Source organism: Streptomyces sp. NBC_00557 (assembly GCF_036345995.1).
Classification (GTDB): Bacteria; Actinomycetota; Actinomycetes; order Streptomycetales; family Streptomycetaceae; genus Streptomyces.
Genome location: NZ_CP107796.1, coordinates 6,406,083 through 6,426,936, shown reverse-complemented (window position 1 = coordinate 6,426,936; position 20,854 = coordinate 6,406,083). Strand labels below are relative to the sequence as shown.

19 protein-coding genes and 2 pseudogenes are annotated in these 20,854 nt (G+C 73.0%); 11 read left to right on the top strand and 10 right to left on the bottom strand.

Translation table 11 applies throughout. The features are described from left to right. The first annotated feature begins 35 nt into the window (after positions 1-35). Genes cobM through cobC form a run of 6 tightly spaced genes read left to right on the top strand, consistent with a single transcriptional unit; the run spans position 36 to position 6,599 of the window. A complete protein-coding gene (gene cobM, locus OG956_RS28230; protein ID WP_330340816.1) occupies positions 36-854 on the top strand; it encodes a precorrin-4 C(11)-methyltransferase in 819 nt (272 codons plus the stop codon). Next, a complete protein-coding gene (cbiE, locus tag OG956_RS28225) occupies positions 851-2,362 on the top strand; it encodes a precorrin-6y C5,15-methyltransferase (decarboxylating) subunit CbiE (RefSeq protein WP_330340815.1) in 1,512 nt (503 codons plus the stop codon). The genes cobM and cbiE overlap by 4 nt, the downstream gene beginning before the upstream one ends. Continuing rightward, entirely contained in the window at positions 2,359-4,029 is a 1,671-nt protein-coding gene (cobJ, locus tag OG956_RS28220; protein WP_330340814.1) for a precorrin-3B C(17)-methyltransferase, read from the top strand. The genes cbiE and cobJ overlap by 4 nt, the downstream gene beginning before the upstream one ends. Continuing rightward, a complete protein-coding gene (locus OG956_RS28215; protein ID WP_330340813.1) occupies positions 4,026-4,613 on the top strand; it encodes a precorrin-8X methylmutase in 588 nt (195 codons plus the stop codon). Before cobJ ends, OG956_RS28215 begins: the two co-directional genes overlap by 4 nt. After that, a complete protein-coding gene (locus tag OG956_RS28210) occupies positions 4,610-5,536 on the top strand; it encodes a sirohydrochlorin chelatase (protein WP_330340812.1) in 927 nt (308 codons plus the stop codon). Before OG956_RS28215 ends, OG956_RS28210 begins: the two co-directional genes overlap by 4 nt. Then, positions 5,526-6,599, top strand: a complete 1,074-nt coding sequence (gene cobC / locus OG956_RS28205; RefSeq protein ID WP_330340811.1) for an Rv2231c family pyridoxal phosphate-dependent protein CobC — start codon at positions 5,526-5,528, stop codon at positions 6,597-6,599. Before OG956_RS28210 ends, cobC begins: the two co-directional genes overlap by 11 nt. A gap of 362 nt (positions 6,600-6,961) precedes the next feature. On the opposite strand, the gene OG956_RS28200 is transcribed toward cobC, so the two are convergent. The 5 genes from OG956_RS28200 to OG956_RS28180 all read right to left on the bottom strand — a co-directional run bounded on the left by OG956_RS28200 (position 6,962) and on the right by OG956_RS28180 (position 11,618). Next, positions 6,962-7,864, bottom strand: coding sequence for an SCO1860 family LAETG-anchored protein (locus tag OG956_RS28200; protein WP_330340810.1), 903 nt, complete (start codon positions 7,862-7,864; stop codon positions 6,962-6,964). Positions 7,865-8,021: 157 nt separating this feature from the next. Next, entirely contained in the window at positions 8,022-9,113 is a 1,092-nt protein-coding gene (locus tag OG956_RS28195; protein WP_330340809.1) for an amidohydrolase family protein, read from the bottom strand. A gap of 18 nt (positions 9,114-9,131) precedes the next feature. Next, complete coding sequence (locus OG956_RS28190; RefSeq protein ID WP_330340808.1) at positions 9,132-9,926, bottom strand: amino acid ABC transporter ATP-binding protein; 795 nt, start codon at positions 9,924-9,926, stop codon at positions 9,132-9,134. Then, positions 9,923-10,759, bottom strand: a complete 837-nt coding sequence (locus OG956_RS28185) for an amino acid ABC transporter permease (protein WP_330340807.1) — start codon at positions 10,757-10,759, stop codon at positions 9,923-9,925. Before OG956_RS28185 ends, OG956_RS28190 begins: the two co-directional genes overlap by 4 nt. 4 nt (positions 10,760-10,763) lie before the next feature. After that, positions 10,764-11,618 (bottom strand): transporter substrate-binding domain-containing protein, encoded by an 855-nt coding sequence (locus OG956_RS28180; protein WP_330340806.1) that lies wholly within the window; start codon positions 11,616-11,618, stop codon positions 10,764-10,766. 145 nt (positions 11,619-11,763) lie between these two features. Between OG956_RS28180 and OG956_RS28175 the strand changes: the two are divergent. From OG956_RS28175 to thpD, 5 genes and pseudogenes are all read left to right on the top strand, one after another. Beyond that, positions 11,764-12,733: pseudogene (locus OG956_RS28175) on the top strand (aminotransferase class V-fold PLP-dependent enzyme); the annotation flags it as partial. A 287-nt stretch (positions 12,734-13,020) separates the two neighbouring features. Beyond that, positions 13,021-13,539, top strand: a complete 519-nt coding sequence (gene ectA, locus OG956_RS28170; protein ID WP_330340805.1) for a diaminobutyrate acetyltransferase — start codon at positions 13,021-13,023, stop codon at positions 13,537-13,539. 12 nt (positions 13,540-13,551) lie between these two features. Continuing rightward, positions 13,552-14,823 (top strand): diaminobutyrate--2-oxoglutarate transaminase, encoded by a 1,272-nt coding sequence (ectB, locus tag OG956_RS28165; protein ID WP_330340804.1) that lies wholly within the window; start codon positions 13,552-13,554, stop codon positions 14,821-14,823. Positions 14,824-14,853: 30 nt separating this feature from the next. Beyond that, positions 14,854-15,258, top strand: coding sequence for an ectoine synthase (locus tag OG956_RS28160; protein ID WP_330340803.1), 405 nt, complete (start codon positions 14,854-14,856; stop codon positions 15,256-15,258). A gap of 6 nt (positions 15,259-15,264) precedes the next feature. Beyond that, complete coding sequence (gene thpD, locus OG956_RS28155) at positions 15,265-16,158, top strand: ectoine hydroxylase (protein ID WP_330340802.1); 894 nt, start codon at positions 15,265-15,267, stop codon at positions 16,156-16,158. Between the two features lie 65 nt (positions 16,159-16,223). Here thpD and OG956_RS28150 read toward each other — a convergent pair whose 3' ends face one another. From OG956_RS28150 to OG956_RS28130, 5 genes and pseudogenes are all read right to left on the bottom strand, one after another. Next, a complete protein-coding gene (locus tag OG956_RS28150; protein ID WP_330340801.1) occupies positions 16,224-17,330 on the bottom strand; it encodes an aminotransferase class V-fold PLP-dependent enzyme in 1,107 nt (368 codons plus the stop codon). 59 nt (positions 17,331-17,389) lie between these two features. Beyond that, positions 17,390-18,106 carry a DsbA family oxidoreductase gene (locus OG956_RS28145; protein WP_330340800.1) on the bottom strand — a complete coding sequence of 239 codons (717 nt, stop codon included), beginning with the start codon at positions 18,104-18,106 and terminating at the stop codon, positions 17,390-17,392. An 86-nt stretch (positions 18,107-18,192) separates the two neighbouring features. Next, a pseudogene (locus tag OG956_RS28140) lies at positions 18,193-18,393 on the bottom strand (GNAT family N-acetyltransferase); the annotation flags it as partial. Between the two features lie 181 nt (positions 18,394-18,574). Beyond that, entirely contained in the window at positions 18,575-19,183 is a 609-nt protein-coding gene (locus tag OG956_RS28135) for a DUF1349 domain-containing protein (RefSeq protein WP_330340799.1), read from the bottom strand. 41 nt (positions 19,184-19,224) lie between these two features. After that, positions 19,225-20,754: an aldehyde dehydrogenase (NADP(+)) gene (locus OG956_RS28130; RefSeq protein ID WP_330340798.1), complete on the bottom strand. Its 1,530-nt coding sequence runs from the start codon at positions 20,752-20,754 to the stop codon at positions 19,225-19,227. Positions 20,755-20,854: the final 100 nt, after the last annotated feature.

Genomic DNA, 20,854 nt, shown 5'->3' with positions numbered 1-20,854 from the left:
CAGTTCCGCAGTCTCCGTACGAGAGGACCCTTCCCATGGCCGTTGCCCCCACCGGCAAGGTGACGTTCGTCGGTGCCGGCCCCGGCGCCGCCGATCTGCTGACGTTCCGCGCCGCCCGCGCCATCGCGGAGGCGGACGTGGTGATCTGGGCGGCGAGCCTGGTCCAGGCGGAGGTCCTGGAGCACGCGCGCGCGGACGCCGAGATCCTGGACTCGGCGACCATGCCCCTGGAGGAGGTCGTCGCCGTCTACCGCCGTGCCCACGCCGAGGGCCTGAAGGTGGCCCGGATCCACTCCGGCGACCCCGCGCTGTGGGGCGGCACGCAGGAGCAGCTCGACCGGTGCGCCGAGATCGGGATCGCCACCGAGGTCGTACCGGGGGTCTCGTCGTTCTCCGCGGTCGCCGCGCTCGCGCAGCGCGAGCTGACCATCCCCGAGATCGCGCAGTCCGTGGTGCTCACCCGGCTGGGCGGCGGCAAGACGCCGATGCCGCCCGGCGAGGAGGTACGGGAGTTCGCCCGGCACGGGACGACGATGGCGGTCTTCCTCTCCGCCGCGCGCAGCGGGCAGCTGGTGCGCGAGCTGCTGGAGGGCGGCTACCCCACGGACACCCCCGTGATCGTCGCCTACCAGGCGACCTGGCCGGAGGAGCTGATCGTGAAGTGCACGGTCGGCACGCTGGAGGAGACGGTCAAGGAGCACAAGCTCTGGAAGCACACGCTGTTCCTGGTCGGCCCGGCGCTGGACGCACACGGCACGCGCTCGCACCTGTACCACCCGGGTCACTTCCACGGGTACCGCAAGGCGGACCCGGAGGCCCGGCGGGCCCTGCGCGAGCGGGGGGCGAGCAGGTGATCACGGTCGTCGGCACGGGGACGGGGGCGCCGGTTCCGGAGGATCTCCTCGCCGGGGCCGCCCTCGTCGTCGGCGGGCGCCGGCACCTGGACGCGGTACGGCTGCCCGACGGCGCCGAGCGGGTCGTGCTCGGGCCGCTGGCGCCCGCCCTGGACACGATCGCCGAGTACGTCGACAAAGAGCTTCCGGTGCTGGTGCTGGCCTCCGGGGACCCGGGGTTCTTCGGGATCGTGCGGGCGCTGACCGAGCGGTTCGGGTCGCGGCGGCTGCGGGTGCGCCCCGGTGTCTCGTCCGTCGCCGCCGCGTTCGCGCGGGCGGGGCTGCCGTGGGACGACGCCGTGGTCGTCAGCGCACACGGCCGGGATCTGCGCACGGCGGTCAACGTGTGCCGGGCGCGTCCGAAGACGGCGGTGCTGACGGGCCCGGGCGCCGGCCCGGCGGAACTGGGCGCGGCGCTGCTCCACGAGACGGCCGAGCCGGGAGCCGCACCACCCGAACCGGGGGCCAAACCCGCCGAAGCGGGCCGCGTGCCGGGACCGGGGGCCGGAGCCACCACATCGGAGGCCGGCCCCACGGCCGAGTCCGCCGCGCCTGCCACCCCGGCCGCGCCTGCCACCCCGGCCGCGCCTGCTGACCGAGCCACCTCAGCCACCCGGGCCACCTCAGCCGCGCCTGCTGACCGGGCCGCCCCTGCCCCCTTGCCCGCGCCTGCCACCCCGGCCACGCCGGTCGCCCCGGTCGCGCCGGGGCGTGTGCTCGTCGTCGCCTCCGCCCTCGGCTCCCCGCACGAGCGCGTCGAACGGGTCACCCCCGCCGAGGCCGCCGCCCGGGACTGGGGCCCGGACGTCAGCGTGGTGCTGTGCCTCGACGAGACGCGCGCGCTCGGCGGGGTGCGGACGGTCGCCGGGGCGCCGGCCGGACCCGGCCGATGGGCGCTGGACGAGAGCGAGTTCGCGTACCGGGACTCGATGATCACCAAGTTCGAGGTGCGGGCGCTGGCGCTGGCCCGGCTGGGGCCGCGCCTGGGCGACCTGGTGTGGGACGTGGGCGCCGGCTCGGGCTCGGTGGCGGTGGAGTGCGCCCGGCTCGGCGCGGCCGTCGTCGCCGTGGAGAAGGCGGCGGACGGGGTGCGGCGGATCCACGCCAACGCCCGCGCCCACGGTGTCGACGTGCGGGTGGTGCACGGTGCGGCGCCGGAGGCCCTGGACGGGCTCGACGATCCCGACGCGGTGTTCGTCGGCGGGGGCGGCCGCGACCTGCCCGCCGTCGTGGACGCGTGCGCGCGGCGGGCCCGGCGGACCGTGGTCGTCGCCATGGCCGCGCTCGACCGGGTGCCGGCGGCGCGCGAGGCGCTGACGGCCGCCGGGTTCGCCTGCGACGGGGTGCTGCTGCAGTCGTCGCGCCTGGCGCCGCTGCCCGGGGACGTGACCCGGCTCGCGGCGACCAATCCCGTGTTTCTGCTCTGGGGCGACAGAACCCCGGCGTCTAGAGAAGGAGTTGCTCAGTGATCGGCCTGATTTCCGCCACCGCGGCGGGCGCGGCGGCACGCGACCGGCTGGCCGCGGCCTGGCCGGACCGGACGCGGGTGTACGAGGGGCCCGTCGGGGAGGCGGTGCGGGCCGCGTTCGCCGAGTGCGAGCAGCTGGTGTGTTTCCTGGCGACGGGCGCGGTGGTGCGGCTGCTCGCGCCGCTGCTCGGCGACAAGACGGCCGACCCGGGTGTGGTGTGCGTGGACGAGGGCGGCCGGTTCGCGGTGTCGCTGGTCGGCGGGCACGGCGGCGGCGCCAACGAACTCGCCCGCGAGGTCGGCGCGTTGCTGGGCGCCGAGCCGGTGGTGACGACCGCGACGGACTCCGTCGGACTGCCGGGCCTGGACACGCTGGGACTGCCGTACGAGGGTGCGGTCGCCCAGGTCTCCCGGGCGCTGCTGGACGGCGAACCGGTCGTCCTCGAGGCCGAGGTGCCGTGGCCGCTGCCGCCGCTGCCGGTCTCGCCGCAGGGGGCGTACACCATCCGGGTCACCGACCGGGACGTCGCGCCCGGCGAGCGGGAAGTGCTGCTCAGGCCGCCGTCCCTGGTGGTCGGGGTCGGCGCGTCCAAGGGGGCGCCGGCGGAGGAGATCCTGGGGCTGATCGAGGAGTCGCTGGCGCAGGCGGGGCTCTCCCCGAAGTCGGTGGCCGAAGTCGCCACCGTGGACGCCAAGGCGGACGAGGCGGGCATCGTGGCCGCCGCCGGGCGGCTGGGGGTGCCGCTGGTGACGTACGGCGCCGACGAGCTGGCGGCGGTGGCGGTGCCCAACCCCTCCGCGGCGCCGCTCGCGGCCGTCGGCACGCCGTCCGTGGCGGAGGCCGCCGCCCTGCTGCGCGGCGGGGAACTCCTCGTGCCCAAGCGGAAGTCGGCCATGGCGACCTGTGCCGTCGTACGGCGTCCGGGGCGCGGGCGGCTCGCCGTGGTCGGGCTCGGTCCCGGCGCCCGGGACCTGCTCACCCTGCGCGCGGCGGCCGAGCTGCGCCGGGCGTCGGTGGTGGTGGGGCTCGACCAGTACGTCGACCAGATCCGCGACCTGCTGCGGCCGGGCACCCGGGTGCTGGAGTCGGGGCTCGGCGCGGAGGAGGAGCGGGCGCGCACGGCGGTAGCCGAGGCGCGCGAGGGGCACGCGGTGGCGCTGATCGGCAGCGGGGACGCGGGCGTGTACGCCATGGCCTCCCCGGCGCTCGCCGAGGCCTCCGACGACATCGACGTGGTCGGGGTGCCCGGGGTGACGGCCGCGCTGGCCGCCGGGGCGATCCTGGGCGCGCCGCTGGGCCACGACCACGTGTCCATCAGCCTGTCCGACCTGCACACCCCGTGGGAGGTCATCGAGCGGCGGGTGCGGGCGGCGGCCGAGGCGGACCTCGTCGTCACCTTCTACAACCCGCGCTCCCGGGGCCGCGACTGGCAGCTGCCGAAGGCGCTCGGCATCCTCGCCGGGCACCGCGAGCCGACGACGCCCGTCGGGGTGGTGCGCAACGCCTCCCGGCCGGACGAGTCGAGCCGGGTGACCACGCTCGCCGCACTGGACCCGGCGACCGTCGACATGATGACGGTCGTCACCGTGGGCAACACGGCCACCCGGACCATCGCCGGGCGCATGGTGACCCCGCGCGGCTACCGCTGGCAGGAGGGCAACCGGTGAACCGGATCGTGCACCCCATCGAGCAGGAGTCCTTCCGGCGGCTGCGCGCCCGGCTGGACACCTCGCACTTCCCGCCGCTGACCCGGGCGGTGGTGGAGCGGGTCATCCACTCCGCCGCCGACCTGGAGTACGCGACCGATCTCGTCATGGCCGAGGACGACCTGGTGACGGCGCACGCGGCGCTGCACGCCGGGGCGCCCGTCGTGGTCGACGTGGAGATGGTCGCGGCCGGCATCACCCGCCGGGAGACGGTCTGCCGGCTCAAGGACGCGAAGTCCGGCCCGGGGCTGACCCGTTCGGCCCACGCCGTGCGGCTCGCCTACGAGCAGGTCGGGCCGGGCGCGCTCTGGGTGATCGGCTGTGCGCCGACCGCCCTGGAGGAGCTGCTCACCCTGGACGCCTCCCCCGCACTCGTCATCGGCCTGCCCGTCGGCTTCGTCGGCGCGGCCGAGTCCAAGGCCGCACTGCGCGCGAGCGGGCTGCCCGCCGTGAGCAACGTGTCCGAGAAGGGCGGCTCGGCGGTCGCCGCCGCCGCGCTCAACGCCCTGCTGTACCACCCCGTTTCACCTGAGGAGACCCCGTGACCACCCCGCCCGCCCTGCTCATCGCCGGACACGGCACCCGTGACGACGCCGGAGCCGAGGCGTTCCGCGACTTCGTACGCCGGCTGCAGCTGCGCTCCGACATGCCCGTCGCGGGCGGCTTCATCGAGCTGTCCGCGCCGCCGCTGGGCGAGGCCGTCGCCGGGCTGGTGGCGCGAGGGGTACGGCGGTTCGCCACCGTGCCGCTGATGCTGGTGTCCGCCGGGCACGCCAAGGGCGACATCCCGGCCGCGCTGGCCCGCGAGAAGGAACGGCACCCGGGCATCTCGTACACCTACGGCCGTCCGCTGGGCCCGCACCCGGCGCTGCTGCGCGTGCTGGAGCGGCGGCTGGACGAGGCGCTGGGCTCCGTGCCGCGCGGGGAGGTGACCGTGCTGCTGGTCGGGCGCGGCTCGACGGACCCCGACGCCAACGCCGAGGTGTTCAAGGCGGCGCGGCTGCTGTGGGAGGGCCGCGGGTACGCCGGGGTGGAGACGGCGTTCGTGTCGCTGGCGGCGCCGGACGTGCCGAGCGGCCTCGACCGGTGCCGGGCGCTGGGGGCGCGCCGGATCGTCGTACTGCCGTACTTCCTGTTCACCGGCGTGCTGCCGGACCGGGTGCGACGGCAGACCGAGGAGTGGGCCGCCGCGCACCCGGAGACCGAGGTGCGGTCGGCGGAGGTCATCGGGCCCGAGCCGGAGCTGCTCGACCTGGTGCTGGAGCGGTACGCGGAGGCCGTCAAGGGCGATCTGCGGATGAACTGCGACGCGTGCGTGTACCGGATCGCGCTGCCGGGCTTCGAGGACAAGGTGGGGCTGCCGCAGCAGCCGCACTACCACCCCGACGACGACGGCCACGGGCATGACCACGGACACGGCCACGGGCACCACCATCACGGGGGGCACTCGCACAGCCATGCGCACTGAGGGCACGGAACCGGATCTGCGGCACCACGGGGACGCGGAGGTGCGGGACGACGGGGCCGCGCTGGTCGACCTCGCCGTCAACGTCCGCGCGGACACGCCCCCGTCGTGGCTGCGGGAGGAGATCGCCGCCTCGCTGTCGTCCCTCGCGGCCTACCCGGACGGGCGGGCCGCGCGGGCGGCGGTGGCGGCGCGGCACGGGCTGCCGGTGGAGCGGGTGCTGCTGACCGCGGGCGCGGCGGAGGCGTTCGTGCTGCTCGCGCGGGCGCTGAAGGTACGGCGGCCGGTCGTGGTGCATCCGCAGTTCACCGAGCCGGAGGCGGCGCTCAGGGACGCCGGGCACACCGTGGACCGGGTGCTGCTGCGGGAGGAGGACGGGTTCCGGCTGGACCCGGCGGCGGTGCCGCGGGACGCCGACCTGGTGGTGATCGGAAACCCGACCAATCCGACGTCGGTACTGCATCCGGCGTCGACCATCACGCAACTCGCCCGCCCTGGACGGGTGCTGGTCGTCGACGAGGCGTTCATGGACGCGGTGCCGGGTGAGCGGGAGGCGCTGGCCGGGCGGACCGATGTGCCGGGGCTGGTCGTGCTGCGCAGCCTCACCAAGACGTGGGGGCTGGCCGGGCTGCGGATCGGGTACGTGCTGGCTGCCGCCGAGATCATCACCGCGCTGGAGCGGGCGCAGCCGCTCTGGCCGGTCTCCACGCCGGCGCTGGCCGCGGCGGAGGCGTGTGTCACGCCTCGGGCGCTGGCGGAGGCGGGACACGCGGCGCACCGCATCGCGGCGGACCGGGGTCACCTGGTGGCGGGACTGTCGGAGCTGGCTGCGCGCGGCGTGCGGGTGGTGTCGCCTGCGGAGGGGCCCTTCGTACTGGTGCGCATGCCGGACGCGGGGGGTGTGCGGCACCGGCTGCGGGACCTGGGGTACGCGGTCCGGCGGGGAGACACGTTCCCGGGGCTCGGCGAGGAATGGGTACGGGTGGCCGTGCGGGACCGGGTGACGGCGAGCGGCTTCCTGAAGGCCCTGTCGGCAGCGCTCCCGTGGCCCGGAGCCTCCGGCTGAGAAGGCGAAGCCGAAGGAGACTACGAGATCACCCTGAGCCGCGGGCGTTCCCGGAGCCGCTCGACCGCTGTCGCCGTCTCCTCGTCCGCCGGCAGGAACACCACGAGTTGCCGGGCGTCCGCCGAGGCGTCCAACATCTCCCGGGTGAGCCTGAGTTCGGGGCCCGTGGGGTGGTTCAGGCGGAGTACGCCCCGCTGGGCACGGCATGGCGGTTCATGCGGCGGCCTCCGGCGTCAAAGCGGCCCTTGCGACGGCCGGCCGCACCGAGGCCAGCCAGTGCGGCAGCCACCCGCACCGAGGTCAGCCGTTGCGGCAGCCGGCCGCACCGAAGCCAGCCCTTGCGGCGGCTCCCGGCGGCGGGGTCAGCCCCTGCGGCGGCGGGCCAGTGTCGCCGCTCCCCCGCCGACCAGTACCAGCGCCAGGGCGGCGCCCGCGATGTACGGGGTCGCGGAGCTGCCGCCGGTCTCGGCGAGGTCGTTGCGGGCGCCCTGGGGCTGCACGGCGGCGGCCGGGTCGTGGCTCGGCGCCGGGTGGCCGGTGGGCGGCACCATCGGGGACTCGCAGGTGGCCTTGGCCAGGGTGACGGTGCCCTCGACGTCGGCCACGTTGAGCTTCAACGGGTTGACGGAGACCCGGAGTTCGAGGGCGGTGGCGGCGGCGGTGCGGGTCGTGGTGCGGCGCTGGGCGAGGTCGAGGCGGACCTCGCCGACGCCGGGCACCTTGACCTCGGTGGGGCCGCCGGCGGTGAGCGTGACGCGCTTGCCGAGCACCGTGACAGCGCCGAGGACGTTCGCCGAGGCCGCCGGCGCCCTGCCGGCCTCGCAGGTCGCGTCGGCGGTGACGGTGCCGACCTCGATCAGGGACAGCAGGGGCAGTCCGGGGACGTGCAGGCGGGCGTTCACCAGCCGGACCGAGCCCTCGGCGCGCCGCGCGGTCACGGTGGCCTTCGCGGAGGCGGCGTCGGCGCGGAGGACCGAGAACGGTCTGCCGCCGGCCACGCCGTCGAGCCGGGCGGACAGCGCGGTCCGGTCGGCGCTCCGCGGTGCCTGGACCTCGTTGAGGGAGACCGCGAGCGGGACGTCGACGGTCTTGTTCAGCAGGGAGACGTCGAGGCCGGTGCGGAGCACGACGGCGGAGGCGCGACCGTGGTCGGTGGTCGCGTGCGCGGCGCTCGCGCCCAGCACCGCGGGCGCCAGGGCGAGGGCGGCGGCGATCGCCAGGGCGGCCGTACGGTGTGCGGGCATGCGGAAGGTGTCGCTGTTCAAGGCGTGGGACCCCCAGTGGAAACCGGCTTGGGACCCGTCAACCTTGTACGCACTGTGGGTGAACGGTCAGCTATCCTGGGTCACTTCACTCAAACGTGGATTTCCCGCACGCCGATTCGAATCACCGGGCACGGGCGTTCCCGTGCGCCCCTGGGGGCTACTCGACGACGATGCCGTTCAGCACCACCCGGCGCGGCGCCGCCAGCACCCGTACGTCCGCCCGCGGGTCGCCCTCGTACACCACCAGGTCGGCCGGTGCGCCCTCCTCGAGGCCGGGGCGGCCGAGCCAGGCGCGGGCGCCCCAGCTGGTCGCGGAGACGGCGTCCACGGCGGGGATGCCCGCGGCGACCAGCTCGGCCACCTCGGCCGCGACCAGGCCGTGGGCCAGTGAGCCGCCGGCGTCCGTGCCGACGTACACCGGGATCCCGGCGTCGTAGGCGCCGCGCACGGTGTCGTAGCGGCGCTCGTGCAGCCGGCGCATGTGCGCGGACCAGCGCGGGTACCGGCTCTCGCCGCCCGCGGCGAGCTGCGGGAACGTGGCGATGTTGACGAGGGTCGGCACGATCGCGACGCCCCGCTCGGCGAACAGCGGGATCAGGTCCTCGGTCAGGCCGGTGGCGTGCTCGATGCAGTCGATGCCCGCCTCGACCAGGTCGCGCAGGGAGCTCTCGGCGAAGCAGTGCGCGGTGACGCGGGCGCCGAGCCGGTGCGCCTCGGCGATGGCGGCCTCGACCGCCTCGCGCGGCCAGCAGGGGGCGAGGTCGCCGAGGTCGCGGTCGATCCAGTCGCCGACCAGCTTGACCCAGCCGTCGCCGCGCCGGGCCTCCTGGGCGACGTACGCGACGAGGTCGCCGGGCTCGATCTCCCAGGCGAAGTTGCGGATGTAGCGGCGGGTGCGGGCGATGTGCCGGCCGGCCCGGATGATCTTCGGGAGGTCCTCCCGGTCGTCGACCCAGCGGGTGTCGGAGGGCGAGCCGGCGTCCCTGATCAGCAGGGTGCCGGCCTCCCGGTCGGTGAGCGCCTGCTTCTCCGCGGTCGCGGCGTCGACGGGGCCCTCGGCGCCGAGGCCCACATGGCAGTGCGCGTCGACCAGGCCGGGCAGCGCCCAGCCCTCGACGGTACGGACGTCACGGGCGCCGGCGGGGCGGTCGTACGACACCCGGCCCCCGACCACCCACAGCTCGTCGCGGACGTCCTCGGGTCCGGCCAGGACCCGCCCCTTCACGTGCAGCACGGCGCCATCGCTCATGCCCCCGACCTTAACGAGCTACGGCTGCCCGTCACCCACCTGGTCGGAGGTCTCCTCCTCCACCTCGGCCATCGCCGGGTCGAGCAGGCGGGAGAGGAAGTGGCGGGTGCGTTCGTGCCGCGGGGCGCCGATGACCTGTTCGGGGCTGCCGTCCTCGACGATCACGCCGCCGTCCATGAAGACGACCCGGTCGGCGACCTCGCGGGCGAAGGTCATCTCGTGGGTGACGACCATCATCGTCATGCCGTCCTGCGCGAGCATCCGCATGACGGCCAGGACGTCGCCGACCAGCTCGGGGTCGAGCGCGGAGGTCGGCTCGTCGAAGAGCATCACCTCCGGGCCCATCGCCAGCGCCCGGGCGATGGCCACGCGCTGCTGCTGCCCGCCGGAGAGGGAGGACGGGTAGGCGTCCGCCTTCTCGGCCAGGCCGACCCGGGCCAGGTTCTCGGCGGCGATCCTCGCGGCGGTCGCCTTGTCCCGGCCGAGCACCCGGCGCTGCGGCAGCGTGAGGTTCTCGGTGACGCTGAGGTGCGGGAAGAGGTTGAACTGCTGGAAGACCATGCCGATCCGGCGGCGTACGGCGTCGATGTCGACGTCCGGGTCGGTCAGCTCGGTGCCGCCGACGAAGACCTGGCCCTTGGTGGGCTCCTCCAGCAGGTTCACGCAGCGCAGCAGCGTGGACTTGCCGGAGCCGGAGGGGCCGATGACGCAGACGACCTCGCCCTGGCCGATCTCCAGGTCGATGCCGCGCAGGACGTGGTTGTCGCCGAAGGACTTGTGCAGATCCGTCACGCGGATCTCGGGGCGGGTCACCGGATCTCCCTCCGCGCCCTGGTTTCCATGCGGCGCACGACGAGGCTGAGCGGGATCGTGATCAGCAGGTAGCACAGGCCCGCGACCAGGATCGGGGTGGAGTTGGCGGTCGAACTGGCCAGGTCGTTGCCGAACTTGGACAGTTCGCGCTGTTCCAGGGTGACGCCGAGGAACAGCACCAGCGAGGAGTCCTTGAAGAGCAGGACGAGTTCGTTGGTCAGCGGCGGCAGGATGATCCGGAAGGCCTGCGGCAGGATGATGGAGACCATGGCCCGCCCGGGCGAGAACCCGAGCGAACGGGCCGCCTCCATCTGCCCCTTGGGCACGGCCTGGATGCCCGCGCGGATCGTCTCCGCCATGTAGGCGGCGGAGACCAGTCCGAGGGCGACGGCCACCTTGCCGTAGACACCGCCCGGGTACTCGATGCTGGGGAAGGCCAGGGGCACGCCGGTGCCCACGAAGATGAAGATCAGCAGCGCGGGCAGGCCGCGGAAGACCTCGATGTAGACGCCGGCGAGCCAGCGGTACGGCCCCACGGACGACAGGCGCATCAGGGCGATGAGCATGCCGAGGGCGAGGCCGACGGCGAACCCGGACAGGGTGTACAGCACGGTGTTCTTCATGGCCACCGTGATGAGGTCCGGGAACAGCTGTCTGGCGATGCGGCCCTGCGCGAACTGGTTCTGCAGCCGGCCCCAGTCCGCGGTGACCGCGAAGGCGATCACCGCGGCGGCGAAGACCACGTACTGCGCCCCGCGCGACAGCCGCTGCTTCTGACGGCGTGTCAGGCCGCTCTTCCTGGGCTGTATGGGGGTGTCCGTGTCGGTGGTCATGGGGTCAGGAGGCGGAGGGGGCCGGGGAGGCGGCGGAGGAGTTGTACGGGCCGATCCACTGCTCGTAGATCTTCTTGTAGGTGCCGTCGGCCTTGGCGTCCCGCAGGGCCTTGTTGATGGCGTCGAGCAGGGCCTTGTTGCCCTTCTTCACCGTGAAGCCGTACTGCTCGCCGGTCTTGAGGTTGTCGACGACCTTGAACTTCGCCGCGTTGTCCTTGTCCTTCAGCCAGCCCTGGACCACCGGGTAGTCGATGATCACGGCCTGGACCTGCCCGGTGCGCAGGCCGTTGAGGACCGCGTCGGAGGAGGCGAAGGAGACCGGGTCGAAGCCCTTGCTCTTGGCGAAGTCCTCGCCGGTGGTCTGCGCCTGGGCGCCGAGCTTCCTGCCCTTGGCCTTGACGTCGGCGAGCGAGGTGATGCCGCTGCTCTTGCCGACGAGCACGGCCTGGGTGGCCTCGAAGTACGGGTCGGAGAAGTCGACGTTCTTCTTGCGCTCCGGCGTGATCGTCATGCCGGCGGCGGCCAGGTCGCACTGGCCGGAGTTGAGGAAGGCGCCGGTCTTGAAGTTCTCGAACGGCGTGTCGAGGATCTGCTGCTTCACGCCGAGGTTCTTGGCGACCAGGTCGATCAGGGAGACGTCGAAGCCCTGGACCTTGCCGTTGATCTCCGACTGGAACGGCGGGTACGGCAGGTGGGTGCAGGTGGTCAGCTGCCCGGCCTTGACCAGGTGGACCCCGTGGACGGTGGTCTTGCCGCTCCCCGATCCGCTGGAGGAGCAGCCGGCCGCGACGAGCACGAGGCCGGCGGTCGCGGTGGTGGCAGCCAGCAGGCGGGTCCGGCGTCCGAGGAGCGTTTTCATGGGGGATCTTCTCTGTGGGGGAACGGTGGGTTCCGATTATAAGGAAGAGTTTGAGGGTCTCAAATCAAACCGATGGTCACCGGGGCGTCGGACCTAAGATCGGTGGAGTTCGCCCCGGCATCGGCCCCGAGAAACGAAGAGAGGGCTGCTGGGCACCCGGCAGGACGTGCTGATCACCCAGGGCGAGGCGCTGCTGCCGCTGGAGGGCGCGATCCGGGCCGCGGCCGGTCCGGGCACGGTGGCCCTGAACGTGATCACCGGTCCGTACGGGCAGACCTTCGGCAACTGGCTGCGGGACTCCGGCGCGACGGTGTACGACCTCGCCGTCCCCTTCCACACGGCGGTGACCGCCGGGCAGATCCGGGAGGCGTTCGCCGAGCACCCCGAGATCGACTTCGTGTCCCTGGTCCACGCGGAGGCGGCGACCGGCAACACCAACCCGGTCGCGGAGATCGGCGAGGCGGTGCGGGAGCAGGGCGCGCTGTTCCGTCTGGACGCGGTCGCCTCGGTGGGCGCCGAGCCGGTGCTGCCGGACGCGTGGGGTGTGGACCTGTGCGTGATCGGCGCGCAGAAGGCGATGGGCGGCCCCGCGGGGGTGTCGGCGATCTCGGTGAGCGAGCGGGCCTGGCCGCGGATGGCGGCGAATCCGAACGCGCCGCGCCGCTCCTGTCTGTCCCTGCCGGACTGGAAGGAGCGCTGGATCGATGCGGGCCGCAGGGCGCTGCCGCACGCTCCGGCGCAGCTGGAGATGCTGGCGCTCGAAGCGTGCCTGGAGCGGATCGAGTCGGTGGGCCTGGAGACGGTGATGGCCCGGCACCGGGAGGCCGCCCGGGCGGCGCGGGCGGGCGCTCTCGCCCTGGGCCGGGGGCCTCGAGCCGTACGTGTACGAGGAGAAGGACGCGGCGCCGGTGGCGACGACATTGCGGGTGCCCTCCGGGGTGGTGGCGTCGGAGCTGGTGGCCCGGGTGCTCGCGAGCGATCCCGCGCTGCCGGTCGCCGCCGGCGGCGGGGCGCTGGCCAAGGAGATGATCCGGGTCTACCACTACGGGGCGGACGCCTCGCAGGAGACCGTGGAGAGGTGTCTGGCTGCCATCGGTGCGGCGCTCGGCGTCTGAATTCGACGGCGCCATCGCATTCCGAATTCAAAATTCAGATTGATTTCACAATTCCCGCCAATTTTCTCGGTGATAGCTTCCCGTCTTCTTCTGCCCGCTTTTTGCGAGGCTAAACAGGGAAGTTTTCCGGCAGGTTTCGAGCGGTTTCCGTGGTGTGACGTACTCCACAGTAGGGTCGCTATGTCCCGGTTTGCAGCGGGATAACTCGGGCATTTCTCCGCTCTTCCGGTACAGCACAGCGACGGCGCCCGTGCATTTCCTAATTCGCCTCGCTAAATTCGTGCCGCATGACTGCCGCACCCGCAGAACTGATCGTCGAACAGCCGGCGCTGAGCGACGGAGCAGCGCTCTGGCGTCTCGCCAAGGACTCGAAAACCCTCGACCTGAACTCTTCGTACAGCTATCTGCTGTGGTGCCGGGACTTCGCCGGCACCTCAGCGGTGGCGCGCGGTGCGGACGGGGAGCCGGTCGGATTCGTCACCGGCTACGTACGGCCGGAGCGCCCCCGCACGCTGCTCGTCTGGCAGGTGGCCGTCGACTCCGCCCAGCGGGGCCGCGGCATCGCCGCCAGGCTGCTGGACGGGCTGGCCGCACGGCTCACCGCCGAGCGCGGCGTCACCGACGTGGAGACCACCATCACCCCCGGCAACACCGCCTCCGAGCGGCTGTTCACCTCGTTCGCCGCCCGGCACGGCGCGCGCCTGGAGCGTGAGGTGCTGTTTCCCTCCGAGCTGTTCCCGGACGGCCCGCACGACCCCGAAGTCCTGTACCGCATCGGCCCGCTGACCGCCTCCACCCCCCACTGAGGAGCGACCACCGTGACCATCACCCAGCCCGACCTCAGCGTTTTCGAGACCCTCGAGTCCGAGGTGCGCAGCTACTGCCGCGGCTGGCCCACGGTCTTCGACCGCGCGCAGGGCAGCCGGATGTTCGACGAGGACGGCCATGCCTACCTCGACTTCTTCGCCGGGGCCGGCTCACTCAACTACGGCCACAACAACCCGGTGCTCAAACGGGCGCTGATCGACTATCTGTCCCGGGACGGGGTGACCCACGGCCTGGACATGTCCACCACGGCCAAGCGCTCCTTCCTGCAGGCCTTCCAGGACCTGGTGCTGCGCCCCCGCGATCTGCCGTACAAGGTCATGTTCCCGGGCCCGACCGGCACCAACGCCGTGGAGTCGGCGCTGAAGCTGGCCCGCAAGGTGAAGGGCCGGGAGTCGATCGTGTCGTTCACCAACGCCTTCCACGGCATGTCGCTGGGCTCGCTCGCCGTGACCGGCAACGCCTTCAAGCGGGCCGGCGCCGGGATCCCGCTGGTGCACGGCACGCCGATGCCGTTCGACAACTACTTCGACGGCAAGGTCCCCGACTTCCTGTGGTTCGAGCGGCTGCTGGAGGACCAGGGGTCCGGCCTGAACAAGCCCGCCGCCGTGATCGTGGAGACCGTGCAGGGCGAGGGCGGCATCAACGTGGCCCGGCCGGAGTGGCTGCGCGCCCTGAAGGAGCTGTGCGAGCGGCAGGACATGCTGCTGATCGTCGACGACATCCAGATGGGCTGCGGCCGCACCGGCGCCTTCTTCTCCTTCGAGGAGGCCGGGATCGTGCCCGACATCGTCACGGTGTCCAAGTCGATCAGCGGCTACGGGCTGCCGATGTCGCTGTGCCTGTTCAAGCCGGAGCTGGACATCTGGGAGCCGGGCGAGCACAACGGCACCTTCCGGGGCAACAACCCGGCGTTCGTCACCGCCGCCGCGGCCCTGGAAACGTACTGGACCGACGGCTCGGCCATGGAGAAGCAGACCCGCACCCGGGGTGAGCAGGTCGAGCAGGCGCTGATCGCCATCACCGAGGAGAACCTCGCCGACGTCAAGGAGTACCGCGGCCGGGGCCTGGTGTGGGGCATGGAGTTCCACGACAAGAGCCGCGCCTCGAAGGTCGCCCGGCGGGCCTTCGAACTCGGGCTGCTGATCGAGACGTCCGGCCCGGAGGGCGAGGTCGTCAAGCTGCTGCCCGCCCTCACCGTCACCCCCGACGAGTTGGACGAGGGCCTGAGCGTCCTCGCCCGCGCCGTCCGGGAAACCGTCTGAACCGCGAGCCGACCAGGAGGAAGCACCACCGTGATCGTCCGATCGTTCAAGGACATCGAAGGCACCGACCGGCACGTCAAGTCCAAGTCCGGTACCTGGGAGAGCAAGCGGATCGTCCTCGCCAAGGAGCGGGTCGGCTTCTCGCTGCACGAGACCATCCTCTACGCCGGCACCGAGACGTCGATGTGGTACGCCAACCACATCGAGGCCGTCGTCTGCACCAAGGGCGAGGCCGAACTCACCGACCACGAGGCCGGGAAGACGTACACCATCACGCCCGGCACCATGTACCTCCTCGACGGGCACGAGCGGCACACCCTGCGCGTCAAGGAGGACTTCCACTGCATCTGCGTGTTCAACCCGCCGGTGACCGGACGGGAGGACCACGACGAGAACGGCGTCTACCCGCTGCTCACCGAGCCCGAGGAGGTGTGAGAACCCATGACCACTGCCCCCGTGAAGGATCTCTACCCGACCCGCGGCACCACCGAGGTGACCGTCCCGCGCCAGGACCCGGTCGTCTGGGGCTCCCCGGACACGCCGGGCCCGATCAGCACGGCCGACCTGCAGGCGTACGAGCGTGACGGCTTCCTCGCCATCGACCAGCTGCTCACCCCCGACGAGGTCGAGGTCTACAAGCGCGAGCTGGACCGGCTGGTCTCCGACCCGGCGATCCGCGCCGACGAGCGCTCCATCGTGGAGCCCAAGTCGAAGGAGATCCGCTCGGTCTTCGAGGTCCACAAGATCAGCGAGGTGTTCGCGAACCTGGTGCGCGATCCGCGCGTGGTCGGCCGCGCCCGGCAGATCCTCGGCTCCGACGTGTACGTCCACCAGTCCCGGATCAACGTCAAGCCCGGCTTCGGCGCGAGCGGCTTCTACTGGCACTCGGACTTCGAGACCTGGCACGCCGAGGACGGCCTGCCGAACATGCGCACGGTGTCCGTCTCGATCGCGCTGACCGAGAACTTCGACACCAACGGCGGCCTGATGATCATGCCGGGCTCGCACCGGACGTTCCTGGGCTGCGCCGGCGCCACGCCCGAGGACAACTACAAGAAGTCGCTGCAGATGCAGGACGCGGGCACGCCGTCCGACGAGGCGCTGACGCAGCTGGCGAGCGAGTACGGCATCCGGCTGTTCACCGGCAAGGCCGGCTCGGCGACCTGGTTCGACTGCAACTGCATGCACGGCTCCGGCGACAACATCACGCCCTACCCGCGCAGCAACGTGTTCATCGTGTTCAACAGCGTGGAGAACAAGGCCGTCGAGCCGTTCGCGGCGCCCGTACGGCGCCCGGAGTTCATCGGCGCCAGGGACTTCACCCCGGTGCGTTGATCCCCTTCCGGCACCGGGCCGGGGCCTCCTCGTGCGGGACGGGGGGCTCCGGCCCGGTCATGCCGTCAGCCGGCCAGGACGTCCAGCAGACGGTCCACATCCGCTTCCGTGTTGTACAGGTGGAAGGACGCGCGGAGGTTGCCGGCGCGGTTGGAGACCTCGATGCCGGCACGGCTCAACTCGGGCTGACGGACGCCGAGTCCGGGCACGGAGACGATGGCCGAGCCGGGCGCGGGCAGCGGTTCGTGGCCGAGCGAGACGAGCCCGGTGCGGAACCGGTCGGCCAGGGCCAGGTCGTGCGCCTGTACGGCGGCCACGCCCAGCTCCTCGATCAGGGCGAGCGAGCAGGCCACCCCGGTATAGGTGAACAGGGCCGGGCTGACGTCGAACCGCCGTGCGGAGTGGGCGAGTCGGGTCACCGGGCCGTAGCAGCTGTTCCACGGCTCCTCGGCCGCGACCCAGCCGGCCAGCAGCGGCGACAGCGCGCCGAAGTCCTCGGGGACGACGAGGAAGGCGGCCCCGTGCGGGCCGAGCAGCCACTTGAAGGTGGTGGAGACGGTGAAGTCGTAGGCCTCGGCCTCGATCGGGAGCCAGCCGGCGGCCTGGGAGAAGTCGACGTAGGTACGGGCACCGTGCGTGCGGGCCGCCTCGCGCAGGGCCGGCAGGTCGGCGATCCGCCCGTCGGCGGACTGGGCGGCGCTGACCGCGACCAGGGCGGTGCCGGGACGGACCGACTCGGCGAGCCGTTCCAGCGGCACGGCGCGCACCTTGAGGTCGCCACGCACATGGAACGGGTTCAGCACGGAGGTGAAGTCGTCCTCGGCGGTGAGCACTTCGGCGCCGGCGGGCAGGGAGGCCGCGATCAGGCCGGTCTGGGCGGAGACCGACGGGCCCGCCGCCACCCGCTCGGTCGGCACTCCGGCGAGCCGGGCGAACGCGGCCCGGGCGGCCTCCACGTCGTCGAACAGCGGATCGAGCGGCCGGCCCGCGGCCCGGATGGCCACCGCCTCGTGCAGCGCGGCGACCGTACGGGCCGGGAGCAGGCCGCTGCTCGCGGTGTTCAGGTAGGTGTTCTCGGGGGCGAACTCGGCGCGGACGAGGCGGTCGAAGGTCTCCGTGGACTCCGTGGTCTTCATGCGTCCACTCTGCGGCCCTGCGAAGTCCCCGTCCATTGCGATTTTTTGCGTGGCTCCGCCTAGGACTCGTTATACATCCGCCCCGACCTGCGGTTTCAGCCCCGCGGCACCGCGCACCCGTCCGGCCCGCAGGCGTCGGCGCCCCTCTCCTCGGCCTGCTTCAGCGGGGCGCGTTCGCCCCAGGCCTGGGCCAGCGCCCGGGCGAACACCTCGGCGGGCTGGGCGCCGGAGACGCCGTAGGTCCGGTCGAGGACGAAGAAGGGCACGCCGGTCGCACCGAGCCGGGCGGCCTCGCGTTCGTCGGCGCGGACGTCGTCGGCGTAGCGGGACGGGTCGGCGAGCACCGTGCGGGCGGCGTCGGCGTCCAGCCCGGCCTCCACGGCCAGCTCGACGAGCCGCTCGTCGCCCTCGGTGAAGACGGACCGCTCCTCGGCGAAGTTGGCCCGGTACAGGATCTGGATCAGCTCGTCCTGCCGGCCGTGCTCCTTGGCGAAGTGCAGCAGGCGGTGCATGTCGAAAGTGCTGCCGTGGTCGCGGCCCCGGGTGCGGTAGTCCAGGCCCTCGGCGGCGGCCTGGGCGCCGAGGTTGTCCTCACCGGCCTCGGCCTGCGCCTGGCTCATGCCGTACTTCCGGGTCAGCATGGTGATCACCGGCTGCACGTCGCCCTTGGCGCGGTCCGGGTCCAGCTCGAAGGAGCGGTGCACGACCTCGACCTGGTCGCGGTGCGGGAAGGCCGCCAGCGCCTTCTCGAAGCGGGCCTTGCCCACGTAGCACCAGGGGCAGGCGATGTCGCTCCAGATCTCGACGCGCATGTCTTCGGCTCTCTCCGGGTCGTACGGGTGCGGAGGCTCTCTCCACGACCGGTACGTGAACGTTCAATCAGCCGGTTCCATTCCCTGCCCGGTACCTCGTACCGCAGGAGGAGGTGGTGGTCGCCCTCGGCGGGCGGGCCGGCGGGGTCCGGGACCCAGCCCTGGCGGGTGCAGAAGGCCTGGGCGCGGCGGTTGTCCACGTGTACGTCGAGGACGGCCGTCCGCTTGCCGTCGGCGCGCCACTGCTCGACACAGGCGGCGTGCAGGGCGGTGCCGACGCGGGGCCGCGGTCGCTGGTGCGGACCAGGCGCAGCGCCGTGGGGTCCTGGTCGGTGGGCGAGCGTGGGGTTCGTCGTGGCTGGTCGCGCAGTTCCCCGCGCCCCTGGGGAGCCGCCGTCGCCGCTCCGTGCGAAGCGCCCCGGAACTCGGCCCGGCCACTCAGCCGGGGCCCGCCAGGCGTGTCCGGGGTCAGCTGCCGTCCCGGAGGTCGTTCGGCCAGGCGGGGTGGTAGGTGAGGTGGTCGTAGGTCACCACGCAGCCCTCTCCCAGGGGGGACTGGGTCATGAAGCCGACCAGCGCGTCGCCGGTCTCCTTCTCGTCGCCGAGGGTGAACAGCCGGACGAAGGTCCAGCGTGCGCCGTCCCGGGAGGCGTGGAAGGCGAAGGCCCGCCCGGTCCGGCTGACCCGCAGCCAGACGGAACTGCCCTCGACGGTGAAGGAGTTGGCGTCGTCGGAGTGGCCCCGGGTGACCACGGTGCAGACGGTGGGCACGTCCGGGGAGTACTCCAGGCAGAGCTTGGCCCAGGCCCGGTCGCCGACGTGGACGTACAGCACGCCGGCGTCGAAGGCGGCCCGGAACCCCACGGTCACCCGGGCGATCAGCTGGAAGTCCCCGTCGGGCGCCCCCAGCAGCCGGGGGGCGTCGCAGGCGGGGTCCAGCGCCTCCCCGGTGGGCGGCACGAACCGGTCGTGCCGGGGCCCGGCCCACCCGGTGAGCACGCCGTCCTCGTACGACCAGTGCCCGTCGGGGCCGTAGGTGCGCAGCGCGAAGGGCAGTTCGGGGAGCTCCACGTCCATGGGGTGAGTCTCTCAGGTTCCCGCCCTGCGGCTTGCGGTGTTCAGCGTTCGAGGCGGCCGTTGAACCGCCGGGGAAGCCCCAGCGGGTTCTCGTCCCTCAGCTCGGCCGGCAGCAGCGCGGTGGGCGCGTTCTGGTACACGACCGGCCGCAGCCACCGCTCGATGGCCGTACCGCCCACGGACGTGGACGTCGAGGTCGTCGCCGGGTACGGCCCTCCGTGGTGCTGGGCCGGCGCGACCGCGACCCCGGTCGGCCAGGCGTTGACCACCACGCGCCCCGCCAACGGGGTCAGCCGGGCGAGCAGTTCCGGCCCCCGCCCGTGCCCGGCGGCCTCCTGCGAGGACAGCTGGACCGTGGCCGTGAGGTTGCCCGGCAGCCGGGACAGCACCGCCGCGGCCTCCTCCTCGTCGGCGTACCGGGCCACCACGGTGACCGGCCCGAAGCACTCCTCCAGCAGCAGGTCGTGGGCGCCCTCGTCCACGAGCCGGCTCGCCGGCACGGTGAGGAAGCCGGCGCTCACCGAGTGCTCGCCGCCCGCGCCCGGGGTGACCGGGGAGTCCACCTCGGGGAGCCGGAGGCGCTCGGCGACCCCGGCGAGGAAGTTGTCCCGCATCCGGTGGTCGAGCAGCACGCCCGCCTCGGTGTCGCTCACCGCGTCCGTCAGGGACTTCACGAGGCCGTCGCCCGCCGCGCCGGACGGCACGAGCACCAGGCCGGGCTTGACGCAGAACTGCCCGACGCCCATCGTCATGGACCCGGCGAGACCGGCGCCGATCTCCTCGGCGCGCTCGGCGGCGGCGGCCTCGGTGACCAGCACCGGGTTCAGCGAGCCGAGTTCGCCGTGGAACGGGATCGGCACGGGACGCGCGGCGGCGGCGTCGAACAGGGCCCGGCCGCCCCGCACGGAGCCGGTGAAGCCGGCCGCGGCGACCAGCGGGTGCTTGATCAGCTCGACGCCCGCCTCGAAGCCGTGCACGAGTCCGACGACGCCGTCGGGGATGCCGTGCTCGGCGGCGGCCCGGCGCAGCACCTTGGCGACCAGCTCGGACAGGGCCGGGTGGTCGGGGTGGGCCTTGACGACGACCGGGCAGCCCGCGGCCAGCGCGCTCGCGGTGTCGCCGCCCGCGACGGAGAAGGCGAAGGGGAAGTTGGAGGCGGAGTAGACGGCGACGACGCCGAGCGGGACCTTGTAGCGGCGCAGGTCCGGGATGGGCGGGGTCGCGGTCGCGTCGGGGTGGTCGATGACGACGTCGAGGAAGGCGCCCTCGTCGACGATGCCGGCGAAGGCCCGCAGCTGGAAGCTGGTGCGGGCGAGTTCGCCGGTCAGCCGGACCGGGCCGAGCGCGGTCTCCGCGTCGGCGGTGTCCACCAGGCCGTCCCTGGCCGCGTCCAGGCCCGCGGCGGCCGAGCGCAGGAACGCGGAGCGCACCGCCCGGTCGGCGAGGGCGCCGCGCGCGGCGTGGGCCGCCCTGACCACGGCGTCCACCTCCTGGGCTGTGGCCTCCACCGCAACCTGTTCACGCTGCTTCCCGGTACGCGGGTCGACACTCCAGACTGGTGCTGCTGCCACCGCGGGATCCCTCCACATGTCATGCCGCAGTACTGGCTCATCCATCAGCGGTGTTCGATATACTGAACGCTGTCTCTGATGATGAATATGCTGTCGGAGA